The organism is Muricoprocola aceti (assembly GCF_025567005.1).
GTDB lineage: Bacteria > Bacillota > Clostridia > Lachnospirales > Lachnospiraceae > Marvinbryantia > Marvinbryantia aceti.
In genome coordinates, this window is record NZ_JAOQKE010000022.1 from 1 (window position 1) to 12469 (window position 12469).

The window sequence follows — 12469 nt, forward strand, 5'->3', positions numbered from 1 at the left end:
GGGCCAATCCTGTCACTGCCTTTTTTAGAAAAAGTAAAAAACTGCGCCACAGCCTTGGCAGGCCATCGCGCAGCGATTTTGTTCACTTCAAGTTTGCATGGCAGGTGGCTATCATGGAGATGAAGAGAAATGGATGAGAGGAAAGCGTATTGGTTTGAACAGCCATATATGCCGCGGATGAAAAATATTGCGGTGGCTCCTGTTATTCTGGAAGATGGAAGGCTGTCCTTCTGTGTTCCGGGGATGATGGTCCTCCGTGGTCCGGGGTGTGGAACCTGACTGGAAAGGTTGTTTTGGACGGGGATGATTATTTTGAGTTAAGACCTTGATATGGATGTCAATTTTGCTACAGATTGCATCTGTTTGAAGTTGTGAATGCGCGATATCAGAGGAGTGGACAGGTTTCCGTTTTGACAGGATATGTTTCCGTAAACGGGCACAAGACCTGACATCAATCAGAAGGTATCGCGCCACGTGGAGACGGTGTGCCTCTTGAGCAAACGAAAACCAGATACCACGGTAAAACTCAGCGTGGATATGGATGATTACTATCGTATTATAGCTTGCGACTGCAATTTCCCGCCCAGGTCTGCAGCATTTGGGATGGAAATCACATATTAAAAAGAATCTTAGGTGGATACTAGTTGCATGGTTCCTTTCTGTAATATTAGGAACGCTCGGAGCAGCAATTTATTTTCTTATTACACCTGACGCATGGGACACATAGGTGCTTTGTGTGCGACTCGGATGTGCCAGTTTTCTGAAAGAAGGCTTGGCGAAATGCTGTCAACCGAATTTCAGGCCATGATGCTGTTTGTGAAATCCAAGGCAGGAGAAACGCAATGAGCACTCCTGAAACGCAATGGATTTTGTGTCCGGCGTGCCACGGAAAGACCCGGACACAGTTGCGCAAGGACACGGTTTTACAGAACTTTCCGCTTTTCTGTCCGAAATGTAAAAGGAGTTTTCTGATTTCACTACGGGAATGTAAAACTGAATATGAAATCAAGCCAGACGCCAAGACGCAGGCTTACTGGATGGAATATGAATATGAGCTGAAGGAGCATGGTTTTTCCGGTGAAGAAGATTATATTTTGAAACTTACTGATATGCCATTTGAGGAAATGTTTCAGATCAGCAAAATGCCTGAGGATGCGCTTGATGTGCATGCCGGAGCATTTGAGATAGCAACCATGCGTGAAATTTATACGGAAGCGATCAGAAAAAATGCACTTATTCCAAACGGCTATGTTGGAGAACTAAAAGGCAGCCAATATATTGAGACAAAGGCGAACGTGGAAAAATAAAAAACCAGGACGGAATGCACGGATGGATTTCCTTACAAAAACATTGGAATTTACATCCAGGTGGTGATACAATTTTGACATAAAGGCAAAACAGGAGGACAAAATGATGTTATTTTTAGAATACCCAAAATGTTCCACATGCCAGAAAGCGAAAAAGTGGCTGGATGTGCATCAGATTTTATATACAGACCGTCATATTGTGGAAGAAAATCCAACTTATGAGGAACTGAAAGACTGGCATGAGAGAAGCGGACTTCCACTTAAGAAGTTTTTCAACACCAGTGGAATGGTATACAAGGAACTTCAGTTAAAAGATAAGTTGCCGACGATGAGCGAAGAGGAACAGTTGAAGCTACTTGCGACCAATGGAATGCTAGTGAAGCGTCCGCTGGTTGTCAAAGAAAACTGTATCCTGACGGGATTTAAAGAAGCTGAGTGGGAAAAAAATATTTTGGATTGAAACATTTGAGAGAAAAAAGATGAACCACACTGTGAGAACGCAGTATGGTTCCTTTTTTTAACGTTATTTCGGCCAGATGAAGTTGCAGTTTCCGGCTTCCAGTCCATCAATCAGGATATTCTGCCCGGTGCAGAAGCGGTTGATCACAGCCATGAAATAGATCCACTGTGCAGCTTCTTCTACAGTCATCCACCGTTTCAGCGGGGTGAGCTCCATGATTTGATTCCAGAGCTTTTGGTCTTCCATCACCGGGCGGTTCAGCTCGGTTAAGACGCCACCGAAGTCCAGGCTGTTGCAGGTGGCCTGATAAGGAGCAATGCGCATGGCGACGTTCTTTGTGTAAGCGAGAACGCCGCCTTTGCTGGCTGCATATTCCGGAAATTCTGAACCAGTGTGTCCGCTGGCAGAACCGATCATGATCACGGAATGGATTGCCGGATGGATGGCATAATGTTCTGTAATAGAAATGGTTCCCTTCAGATTTACATCAATATCATCACCATCCTGCACACCGGCATTATTAATTACGATATCCACAGGAGAAAGCTTTGGGTAGGCAGATTTATCCCGTATGTCCAGACAGAAATGGGTATAAGCAGGATGTGAAATTGTAGAAGTATCTTTGTCAAATCCATATACCAGATGCCCTTCTTTCAGAAAATATTCTGCGCAGCCCTTTCCGATTCCTGAGCTGGTACCTGTAATTAATATGTTCATTTTGCAAAAATCCCTTTCATATTTTTTCGCAGTGCAGTGATCAGAACTGCAGATACTGCAAGGCATAAAACACGGTCAATATAATCAGTAATAAACTGAACTACGAAGCAGCTTCCCACCATACCAAGCGGTGTTCTTGCTAGAATCTGTACCAGGATGGTAGATCCGGAAGAAGTAATACCACCGAATAAAAATGCGGTAATGCAGGAACTGATAATGGTAGATGGCAGGGTAATCAGCAGGGCTGCCGGAAGGATGCCCCATTTTTTCGGCTGCCATTTTCTGTACACAAGACCGGTGACAAAACCAAGTACAATACCGACCGGTGCATAATACAGAGAATAGACGTCTACGGTCATACCCATCAACAGGCCACTGAGCAGATTTGGCAGCATACCGTAAAACGGACCCAGTGTAGAAGCTACGAAGACGGTACCGATGCTGTCCAGATAAATCGGGAGTCTCATAAGCAAAGCAATCTGTCCGCCTACAAAGTTGATACAAATAGCAAAAGCGATCATGCAGATCGTATATGTTGTCATTTTTGATGTTTTCATAATTCACACGCCTCCTTAGATCAAATCCTGTAAAATATCCAGTTTTTCCGGTTCCAAATCCAGAATCCTTGACAGGAATGTCTGGAAGAAAGAGTATACATCCACTTCTGTTAGCACTTTGGTATTCGGTGTTTTCCGATAGAAGTTCATGGCATCTACTACGGACTGACCAAGGGAGATCCCTTCGGTCTCGATCTGTACATAAGAGTTAAATCCCTGACAGATAGATGGATTCAGAAAATAAGCAACCGCCAGAGGGTCATTGATGACACAGCCAATGATATGTTCCCATTCCCAGTGGAAGTCAAAGTAGAACTTTGTGATCTTGCGTATGAATGAACCAGTTTCTTGATCCAGACGGCAGATATATTCCAGAAGAGTAGGTGTCAGGACAATCTTTCTTGTCACATCCAGACCCACCATATGGATGGTTTTACCCAGCTCGTGCATCGTATGATATACAAGGGCTGCAGCATCCGGATCGCACCAGTAATTATATTCTGCCACAGGAGAGCAGTTACCATGGCTTTTAAAAGTACCACCCATGGAAACAAACGTATCAATATTGGCAAGAGCATCTTTGTCCTTTTGAATCAGTCTGGCCAGATTCGTCATTGGAGCCAGTGCAATCACAGAGATGGATTCTTTTTTCAAAATATCAGCCAGAAAGTCTACAGCACTCCTATCCTGATGGAAGCCTGGAACTTCTGGCAGAAAGCTTTCTCCCAATCCATCTTCCCCATGGGTATCCAGGGCATTTACATAGTCCCGTTTTAACGGGGTACTTTCACCGATGAACACCGGTACATCCAGTCGGTTCATCTGTTTTAGAATTTTTTTGGCATTTTCAAATCCCATCTCTACGGGAGAATTGCCACAGACCACAGTGATTCCCACGACCTCGATCTCCGGAGATTTCAGTGCCAGCATGATGGCGAGACTGTCATCAATGCCCGGATCACAGTCAATAATAACTTTTCTTTTTTCCATTACAATCCTTTCTTGCGTGTAAAAATAGAATCTTGGCTTACGGCATAAAAAAAGCTCTTGTTTATACCTCAATAAACAAAAGCAACAGTGAAAAGACTGCCAGAGCAGCCTGTTTTTCTATTTTTACTTTGCCTAGTTTTTTATACTGGGAGGTTTCCGAACCAGTTCGGCTGTCATTTTAACATATGTTTCCTGTGATAGCAATATTATTTTCAGAAAATCCCCATTTTTCGCATTTTCTGCTTACTTTATTTACAATTCTATGTTACACTGTTCTTTGCGTGTCATATAAAAATGAAGGAGATTTAAGGTTATGAGCAAAAACAAAGGAGAAGGCCTGAAATTGTTCAACAAGGGATTTACCGTGCCGGATACCTACATTATTATCTTTTTTGTAGTGGTTATTGCAGCGGTTATGACATTCCTTGTTCCCAAGGGCTATTACGAGACAACAGATATCTCGTACACGATTAACGGGACTGAAAAGACCCGTACGGTAATTAAAGATGGAAGTTTCCAGTATCTGACGGATGATGAAGGAAAGCCGGTAACAGAGGGTGTGGCTTTATTCAGTGGTGATGGTGAAACAGGTTTCTTTAATTACATGTATAATGGAATTGTCAGTAGTTCTGCAATAGAGATTGTAGCATTTTTGCTGGTAGTAGGAGGTGCATTTGGCATCATGATCCGAACCGGCGCTATTGAAGCTGGACTGATTGGACTGATTCGTAAAGCGAAGGGCGCAGAAAAACTGCTGATTCCGGTACTTTTTGTATTGTTTTCCTTAGGAGGGGCAGTGTTTGGAATGGGAGAGGAAGCACTTCCGTTTACTATGATTCTCTGCCCATTGTTTGTAGCAGTAGGATATGATACGGTCATTGCCGTACTGGTAACTTATGTGGCTACTCAGATTGGCTTCGGAGCATCCTGGATGAATCCGTTTTCCGTAGGAATTGCACAGGGAATTGCCGGTATTGATGTATTCTCCGGAGCAGGATTCCGAATGGTGATGTGGGTGGTATTTACTGCACTGGGCTGTGGAATGACCATGTTCTATGCATCCAAAGTAAAAAAGAATCCGAAGATTTCAGTTGCATACGAAAGTGATCAGTATTTCCGTGATCAGAATGAAAAGACCGGTATTGACGAAGGTCATAGTTTTGGTATTGGACATATTTTAGTATTACTGACATTGGCGGTTACCATAATCTGGGTAGTCTGGGGAGTTATGACAAAAGGATACTATATGCCAGAGATTGCTACTCAATTCTTTGTGATGGGTGTGGCAGCAGGCGTCATTGGTATCATCTTCCACTTAAATGATATGAAGATGAATGATATCGCCTCTTCCTTTAAAGATGGAGCAAAGGATCTGATTGGTGCAGCCCTGGTGGTAGCCATGGCACAGGGGATTATGCAGGTGCTTGGCGGTTCTGATCCGACGACACCGACAGTCATCAATACGATTATGTACAATATTTCACAGGCACTGGCAGGTGTATCGGGTGCAGTGGCAGCCGTGCTGATGTATCTGTTCCAGTCAGTATTTAACTTTTTTGTGGTATCTGGTTCCGGACAGGCAGCAATCACTATGCCGATTATGGCACCGCTGGCAGATCTGCTGGGCGTAACCCGTCAGACTTCTGTACTGGCTTTCCAGTTGGGGGATGCATTTACGAATTTAATTGTTCCAACATCAGGCTGTCTGATCGGTTCCCTGGCAATTGCCAGAATCGAATGGTCCAACTGGATCAAATTTATGTGGAAGTTCCTTGGTATCTTAATGATCGGTGCGGTTGTTACCATATTGATTGCAGTAGGAATCGGTTTCTAAAAATGAGGGCAGAGCAGAAACATGGTGAAATTCATTCAAAATATTGACGTATATGCACCACAGCATTTGGGGCAAAAAGATGTACTTACGGTTAATGACAAGATTGTAAAAGTTACAGACGCAGGCACTATACAGGGTGTTACATTATTTCCTGAACTGGAAATAGTAGACGGAACGGGAAAAATCCTGACACCGGGATTTATAGACTGCCATGTTCATGTGCTGGGAGGCGGCGGCGAAGGTGGATTTGCCAATCGAACCCCTGAGGCTACTATGGAAGGGTTGACGAAGTTTGGGGTAACTACCGTAGTGGGCTGTCTGGGAACGGATGGAATTGGGCGTGATATGTGTGCCCTTGTAGCAAAAACAAAGGGATTAAATGAACAGGGCATGACGGCTTACTGTTATACGGGAAGTTATCAGATTCCAGTGCGTACACTAACAGATAGTATTACAAAAGATATTATGATGATTCAGGAAATCATTGGAACAGGAGAGATTGCCATTTCTGATCATCGATCCTCTCAGCCAACCTTTGAAGAATTTGCCCGTGTGGCAGCAGATACCAGACTGGGCGGTGTGCTTTCCGGTAAAGCAGGAATCATCAATGTGCATTTGGGTGATAGCCTGAGATGTATGGATCTCATTGAACGGGTGATTGATGAGACGGAGATACCTGCATCCCAGTTCCTTCCAACCCATGTCAACCGGAATGAAATGCTGTTCCGTAAAGCCATCACGTATGCTTTGAAAGGTGGGGCTGTGGATTTTACCGGAAATGAAGACATTGATTACTGGGAAACGATTTGCGATGAAGTTCGGGTCTGCAATGGTATGAAACGGATGTTAGATGCAGGCGTGAATCCAAACCGCATCACCATCTCATCAGATGGACAGGGAAGCCTGCCGATTTACAACAAACAGGGAGAATTCCTTGGAATGGGCGTAGGACAGTCCAGCTGTCTGTTAAAAGAAGTGAAAGAATGCGTAGAGCGGGCAGATATTCCTCTGGAAATAGCACTTTCCGCTATTACATCCAACCCTGCAGAGACCCTGAATCTGAAGGGAAAAGGAAAGATAGAAGAAGGAAATGATGCTGATCTGTGCATTCTGGATCAGAAGCTACAGATCACAGAGGTTATAGCAAAGGGAAAAACAGTATATACAAAATAAGGTAAGTCTGGCTTGACTTTATATACGATTCTTTTTATAATATCTCCAAGTAAATACAGGTGCAACGTGGCACATGGACAGAAGATGTCTGTGTGCCTTATTTTTTTACATATAAAATGGGGGAAGATATGGCAGCTTTTGAAAGAATCTGTTCTGGGATTCCGGACATGGATCAGGCGCTGGATGCTATCCGGCTTGGTGATAATGTAGTCTGGAGAGTTTCGAATCTTCAGGAATTCCGGTATTTCTGTGAACCATACGTAGAGCAGGCAATTCAAGATAAGCGGCGAATCATATACTTTCGATTTGCCAGTCATGAACCGCTGGTAAAAGACTGCCCGCAGGTTGAAAGGATAGAGATTCCGTTATCGCATCGATTTGAAGATTTCACAGTGAAAATACATAAGATCATTGAAAAAGAGGGCTTTGACGTATTCTATGTGTTTGACTGTCTGTCGGAGCTTCAGACGGCCTGGGCCACAGATCTGATGATGGGAAATTTTTTTCGTGTGACCTGTCCGTTTCTGTTTACGTTGGATACGGTTGCGTTTTTTCCGATCATCCGGGGCAAGCATTCCTTTCATGCTGTGAAAAAGATATTAAATACCACGCAACTTTTTCTGGATGTGTATTCGGATCGGAAAAATATATATGTTCGTCCGGCTAAGGTGTGGAACCGTGATTCTGAAACCATGTTCCTGCCACATATTTATAACAGAGAAGCAGGGACATTTAAGCCGATTCTGGACGGCGTACAGTCCAGCCGGTTTTATCAGGTACTTGGCAAGTTTCAGAGACCGGGAGAAGAACAGTTTACCGATTCCTGGAATCGTTTTTTTAATACGGCGAAAATGCTGTATGACAACCATATGAATACAGACGATGCCTGTAATACTATGTGCGATATTATGATGACCAGGGATGAAAAGATGCGACGTATGGTGAAAAAACATTTTACGCCGGAAGATTATTTCCGTGTTCGCAATCATATGATCGGAACAGGCATGATCGGTGGAAAAGCCTGCGGTATGCTGCTTTCCAGAGCAATTGTACGCAATCTGGCACCAGACATTGAGGAGGTGCTGGAGCCGCATGATTCTTTTTTTATAGGATCCGATGTGTACTATACCTATATCGTAGACAATGGATTCTGGGATATCCGCATCCGTCAGAGAGAGGAAAAAGAATATTTTTCACTGGCAGAGGAGTTCGCACAGCGTCTGAAGGAGGGCGCATTTTCAGAAGAGATGAAAAATCAGTTCCTGCATATTCTGGAATATTATGGGCAGGATCCCTTTATTGTGCGTTCCAGCAGCATTCTGGAGGATGGGTTTGGCAATGCGTTTGCAGGTAAGTATGAGTCTGTTTTTTGTGCCAACCGAGGATCGCTGGAAGAACGCCTTTTGGAGTTTGAAAATGCGATAAAGACTGTCTATGCCAGTTCTATGAGTCTGTCTGCGCTGGATTACCGAAAGCGAAGAGGACTGGACAAGCGGGATGAACAAATGGCGCTTCTGGTGCAGAGGGTGTCTGGTTCTTACTATGGTTCATATTATATGCCATGTGCGGCAGGAGTGGGATATTCCTATAGTCCATATAAATTTCTGGAGCAGATTGATCCCGGGGCAGGAATGTTACGGTTGGTGATGGGGCTGGGAACGTCGGCGGTAGATCGAACAAAAGGTTCTTATCCAAGGCTGGTCAGCCTGGATATGCCACAGGCAACAAGCTGTACCACTGTTGCAGAAAAACATCAGTTTTCTCAGAGGAATATAGAGGCAGTGGATACAACCATGCATTGTGTGAGACAACTGGATCTGCAGCAGATCGAGCCGTTACTTCCGGGATATCTGGGTAATATTTTGTTAGATCATGATTTTGAAGTGGAAAGATCCTTCCGGGAGAGGGGGCTCAACCGGTCAGTTCGTTTTATTTCCTGTAGTGGTATCGTGAAAAATGAGATATTAATGAAGCAGATACAGGCAATTATGCAGCTCATCCAGAGGGAATACGAATATCCGGTAGACATTGAGTTTACCGTGAACCTCTCGGAAACAGGAGAATATTCCATAAATCTGCTGCAGTGCCGTCCGCTTCAGGTATTTAAGGATACCGGAAAAGTGAAGATTCCAGAACATATTCCAGAAGAAAATATTATTCTGGAGAATGTACATTCTTCCATGGGATTATCCAGAAATGTAAAAATGGATATGATTGTTCTGGTGGATCCGATTGCGTATTATCATATGCCATATGCAAAAAAGACAAATGTGGCACGTTTGATCGGAGTGGTGAACTGGAAAAATAAGGGGCGGAATAAGCATATGCTTTTGATGGTTCCCGGACGGATAGGTACTTCTTCGCCGGAACTTGGGGTACCGACTACATTTGCGGATATCAGTGAATTTGAAGCGATCTGTGAGATCGAAGAGAAAAATGCAGGATATAACCCGGAGCTTTCCTATGGGAGCCATATCTTTCAGGATCTGGTAGAGGCAGAAATATTATATACAGCCGTATTTTCCAACGAAAAGACACTGCATTTTGTACCGGAAAAACTGGCAGAATATCCAGATATTGTCAGCCAGTTCACGGAAGATCCCGAACTGAGACAAATTGTGCATGTGTATGATGTGAGCAGGGGCTCCTGTGAATTATGCAATGATCTGCAGAGGGAAAGACTGATGCTATATCTAATTTAAAGGATATCATTCAATCGAGAAGTTCATCAAAGCAACTGGTGCCACCTTTGGATGATAAAATATTGTTCGGGGCATGCTGACATTGACTCTTCTGTATGCCGATAATAAAATGATTGACAGAAACAGTGGAAAAGACTTCTCCCAGGGACAGTGGCAGCTGCTGTCCATAGCCAGAGCAGTAGTGGCACAGCCCTCACTGTTGTTATTGGATGAGATTACAGCAAATCTGGATGCGGAAACAGAAAAAATGGTATTACAGGCACTTCGGCGTGCAGCAGAGCATCGCACCGTGATCTCTGTATCCCACAGAACATCAGCGGAACTTGGAAGGACCAGTGGGGAATACAGCATTGGAGGTTCGTATAATCTGGTACAGAGGAATAGTCGTCTTTAGATGGCTGTTTTTTCTATCTTGCAATGTTTGGAAAGTGTGCTATACTGTTATTAACATATGTGAAAAACATGAAGGAGAGATTCATATGGCGAGACCAACAAAGAAAAGACGCATTTGTGGCAGACCAAAGTATTGCAGTTTTTCTGCAGGTTCGTTTGAACAGAACCAGGAGCGTATTGTTATGAGTCTGGATGAATTTGAATGTATCCGGCTGATTGACTACGAAGGAATTACGCAGGAAGAATGTGCAGAGCAGATCAATATGGATCGAACCAGTGTGACACTGATGTATGCAAGAGCACGGAAGAAGCTGGCAGAGTGCCTGGTGACAGGAAAGGAATTGCGGATAGAAGGCGGAAACTATGAGTTCTGCCCCGGTAATCTGGAATGCTGCAGACGCAGGATGACAGCAGGAAACCGATGTCTTGGAAGAATGAGCGAAGAATGGAGGAAGCAAAAGATGATAATCGCAGTAACTTATGAAAATGGACAGGTATTTCAGCATTTTGGACACAGTGAATATTTTAAGATCTATGAGGTGGAGGATGGCAAAATAGTAAAGTCAGAAGTATATGATACCAATGGACAGGGACATGGTGCACTGGCAGGATTCCTGAAAAATTATGCAGTGAATGTATTGATCTGTGGCGGTATCGGTGGCGGCGCAAGAACTGCGCTGGCACAGCAGGGAATTGAACTGTATCCGGGGGTAAGCGGAAATGCAGATGAAGCGGTCAAAGCCTTGATTGAAGGAAACTTATTATATGATCCAGATACTGTATGTAATCATCACGGAGAAGGACATGAGCATACCTGCGGCGAGCATGGATGTGGCAACCATTAAAAGTAACCAAATCAGGTTATCTGGATGATGCGTTAGGAGCGCTGCAAGTAAAACTCACACCGGAAGACATTTCGGGTAATTAAAAAAGGATTGCATCGGCATGATTTTGTAGTAGAATAAGAAAGTTAGAATCATTATTTTGAGGTGAATGTGATATGACAAAAGATTTAACTACCGGAAAGATTATGCCGATTCTGGTGAATTTTACCGTACCGCTTGTCCTGGGCAATCTGTTTCAGCTGACCTATAATGCAGTGGACAGTATTATTGTAGGAAGGTTCGTGGGTAAGGAAGCACTGGCAGCGGTTGGAATTTGTAACCCAATCAGTACGTTGATGATTCTATTTTTGAATGGTCTGTGTATGGGAGCCAGTATTCTCATGGGAATCCAGTATGGAGCGAAGGATTACAAGATGCTGCACAGGCAGATCAGTACCACGATGCTGTCAGGTATGATTTTTTCATTCATTTTGACATTGTTTTGTGTGATCTGTGCCACACCGATCCTGCATATGCTCCAGGTAGATCCGGCAATTATGAATATGACGAGGCAGTATCTGCGGATTATTTTTCTGGGACTGATGTTTACGTTCCTGTACAATTTCTTTTCCAGTACCTTAAGGGCACTGGGAGACAGTGCATCGCCGTTGTATTTTCTCATTATCAGTGCAGCATTGAATATTTTCGGTGACCTGTTCTTTGTTATTGTATTAAAGGCAGGAAGTAACGGATGTGCAGTATCTACCGTATTAAGTGAAGCACTTTGCTGTCTGTTCTGCATTATTTACATACAGAAAAAAGTACCGATTCTTCGTCTGGGAAAGAAGTGGCTGGTCTTTGATACCAGTCTTTTGAAGAAGACCATTGCCTATGGCTGGGCTTCTGCCATGCAGCAGGCTACAGTGCAGATGGGGAAGATTGCCATACAGGCACTGGTGAATACCATGGGCGTATCGGTAGCGGCAGCTTTTGCAGTTGTAAATCGTATTGATGACTTTGCCATTACACCGGAGCAGAATATCGCACATGCTATGACGGCACTGATGGCGCAGAATAAAGGAGCAGGGAAGACAGACCGCATGAAAGAAGGCTTCCGATGTGGTGTGATTCTGGAGATCATTTATGGCATGGTCGTGATGCTGATCTGTCTGCTATTGGCCAGACCATTGATGACCCTGTTTGTCAAGGATGAAGAAGTAATCGGACATGGTGTGATCTACCTTCATCTGATTGCAGTGATGTATATTTTACCGGCATTGACCAATGCCATTCAGGGATTCTTCCGCGGAATCGGAGACCTGAAGGTGACACTGCTCAGCAGTTTTACTAATATGGGCGTGCGTGTGATTGCGGCAGCACCGATGATTCTGTTATGGAATTTTGGTATTGAAGCATTGCCATATTCTTATCTGGCAGGCTGGATTGCCATGTTACTTGTGGAAGCACCGTTGATGTTTAAGATTTACCGTAAATCTGGAAAAGGAAAATAGG

At 43.9% G+C, this 12469-nt stretch carries 12 protein-coding genes, 1 pseudogene and 1 riboswitch; of the genes and pseudogenes, 10 read left to right on the top strand and 3 right to left on the bottom strand.

Annotated elements, in window-relative coordinates:
* Window positions 1–129 precede the first annotated feature (129 nt).
* From OCV47_RS13280 to OCV47_RS13295, 4 genes and pseudogenes are all read left to right on the top strand, one after another.
* The gene (locus OCV47_RS13280) at window positions 130–279 is read left to right on the top strand and encodes a hypothetical protein (RefSeq protein ID WP_262655563.1); all 150 of its coding nucleotides are present in this window, start codon (window positions 130–132) and stop codon (window positions 277–279) included.
* 563 nt (window positions 280–842) lie between these two features.
* A pseudogene (locus OCV47_RS13285) lies at window positions 843–1007 on the top strand (cysteine-rich KTR domain-containing protein); the annotation flags it as partial.
* A gap of 30 nt (window positions 1008–1037) precedes the next feature.
* Window positions 1038–1307 (top strand): hypothetical protein, encoded by a 270-nt coding sequence (locus OCV47_RS13290; protein ID WP_262655614.1) that lies wholly within the window; start codon window positions 1038–1040, stop codon window positions 1305–1307.
* A gap of 106 nt (window positions 1308–1413) precedes the next feature.
* Window positions 1414–1767, top strand: a complete 354-nt coding sequence (locus OCV47_RS13295) for an arsenate reductase family protein (protein WP_117448574.1) — start codon at window positions 1414–1416, stop codon at window positions 1765–1767.
* Window positions 1768–1830: 63 nt separating this feature from the next.
* Here the strand turns inward: OCV47_RS13295 and OCV47_RS13300 are convergent, their stop codons facing one another.
* From OCV47_RS13300 to OCV47_RS13310, 3 genes are read right to left on the bottom strand one after another with little or no spacing between them, the layout of a single operon-like run.
* Window positions 1831–2484: an SDR family NAD(P)-dependent oxidoreductase gene (locus tag OCV47_RS13300; RefSeq protein ID WP_262655565.1), complete on the bottom strand. Its 654-nt coding sequence runs from the start codon at window positions 2482–2484 to the stop codon at window positions 1831–1833.
* Window positions 2481–3041, bottom strand: a complete 561-nt coding sequence (locus OCV47_RS13305; RefSeq protein ID WP_262655566.1) for an ECF transporter S component — start codon at window positions 3039–3041, stop codon at window positions 2481–2483. The genes OCV47_RS13300 and OCV47_RS13305 overlap by 4 nt, the downstream gene beginning before the upstream one ends.
* A 15-nt stretch (window positions 3042–3056) precedes the next feature.
* Window positions 3057–4031 (bottom strand): nucleoside hydrolase, encoded by a 975-nt coding sequence (locus OCV47_RS13310; RefSeq protein ID WP_262655567.1) that lies wholly within the window; start codon window positions 4029–4031, stop codon window positions 3057–3059.
* A gap of 126 nt (window positions 4032–4157) precedes the next feature.
* A riboswitch (PreQ1 riboswitch) is annotated at window positions 4158–4202 on the bottom strand.
* Window positions 4203–4344: 142 nt separating this feature from the next.
* Here OCV47_RS13310 and yfcC point away from each other — a divergent pair.
* From yfcC to OCV47_RS13340, 6 genes are all read left to right on the top strand, one after another.
* Window positions 4345–5865 carry a putative basic amino acid antiporter YfcC gene (yfcC, locus tag OCV47_RS13315; RefSeq protein ID WP_262655568.1) on the top strand — a complete coding sequence of 507 codons (1521 nt, stop codon included), beginning with the start codon at window positions 4345–4347 and terminating at the stop codon, window positions 5863–5865.
* 24 nt (window positions 5866–5889) lie between these two features.
* Window positions 5890–7038 carry a beta-aspartyl-peptidase gene (iadA, locus tag OCV47_RS13320; protein WP_334308171.1) on the top strand — a complete coding sequence of 383 codons (1149 nt, stop codon included), beginning with the start codon at window positions 5890–5892 and terminating at the stop codon, window positions 7036–7038.
* A gap of 128 nt (window positions 7039–7166) precedes the next feature.
* The gene (locus tag OCV47_RS13325; protein ID WP_262655570.1) at window positions 7167–9740 is read left to right on the top strand and encodes a PEP/pyruvate-binding domain-containing protein; all 2574 of its coding nucleotides are present in this window, start codon (window positions 7167–7169) and stop codon (window positions 9738–9740) included.
* A 73-nt stretch (window positions 9741–9813) separates the two neighbouring features.
* On the top strand, window positions 9814–10134 hold the full coding sequence (locus OCV47_RS13330; protein WP_416888021.1) for an ATP-binding cassette domain-containing protein: 321 nt from the start codon (window positions 9814–9816) through the stop codon (window positions 10132–10134).
* An 85-nt stretch (window positions 10135–10219) separates the two neighbouring features.
* The gene (locus OCV47_RS13335; RefSeq protein ID WP_117448567.1) at window positions 10220–10978 is read left to right on the top strand and encodes a NifB/NifX family molybdenum-iron cluster-binding protein; all 759 of its coding nucleotides are present in this window, start codon (window positions 10220–10222) and stop codon (window positions 10976–10978) included.
* Window positions 10979–11133: 155 nt separating this feature from the next.
* The gene (locus OCV47_RS13340; protein WP_262655571.1) at window positions 11134–12468 is read left to right on the top strand and encodes an MATE family efflux transporter; all 1335 of its coding nucleotides are present in this window, start codon (window positions 11134–11136) and stop codon (window positions 12466–12468) included.
* Window position 12469: the final 1 nt, after the last annotated feature.

Bases quoted from the DNA above. Each gene is read 5' to 3' on its own strand.
- OCV47_RS13280 (WP_262655563.1), top strand. From the start codon at position 130: ATGGATGAGAGGAAAGCGTATTGGTTTGAACAGCCATATATGCCGCGG.
- OCV47_RS13290 (WP_262655614.1), top strand. From the start codon at position 1,038: ATGGAATATGAATATGAGCTGAAGGAGCATGGTTTTTCCGGTGAAGAA.
- OCV47_RS13295 (WP_117448574.1), top strand. From the start codon at position 1,414: ATGTTATTTTTAGAATACCCAAAATGTTCCACATGCCAGAAAGCGAAA.
- OCV47_RS13300 (WP_262655565.1), bottom strand. From the start codon at position 2,484: ATGAACATATTAATTACAGGTACCAGCTCAGGAATCGGAAAGGGCTGC.
- OCV47_RS13305 (WP_262655566.1), bottom strand. From the start codon at position 3,041: ATGAAAACATCAAAAATGACAACATATACGATCTGCATGATCGCTTTT.
- OCV47_RS13310 (WP_262655567.1), bottom strand. From the start codon at position 4,031: ATGGAAAAAAGAAAAGTTATTATTGACTGTGATCCGGGCATTGATGAC.
- yfcC (WP_262655568.1), top strand. From the start codon at position 4,345: ATGAGCAAAAACAAAGGAGAAGGCCTGAAATTGTTCAACAAGGGATTT.
- OCV47_RS13325 (WP_262655570.1), top strand. From the start codon at position 7,167: ATGGCAGCTTTTGAAAGAATCTGTTCTGGGATTCCGGACATGGATCAG.
- OCV47_RS13330 (WP_416888021.1), top strand. From the start codon at position 9,814: ATGCTGACATTGACTCTTCTGTATGCCGATAATAAAATGATTGACAGA.
- OCV47_RS13335 (WP_117448567.1), top strand. From the start codon at position 10,220: ATGGCGAGACCAACAAAGAAAAGACGCATTTGTGGCAGACCAAAGTAT.
- OCV47_RS13340 (WP_262655571.1), top strand. From the start codon at position 11,134: ATGACAAAAGATTTAACTACCGGAAAGATTATGCCGATTCTGGTGAAT.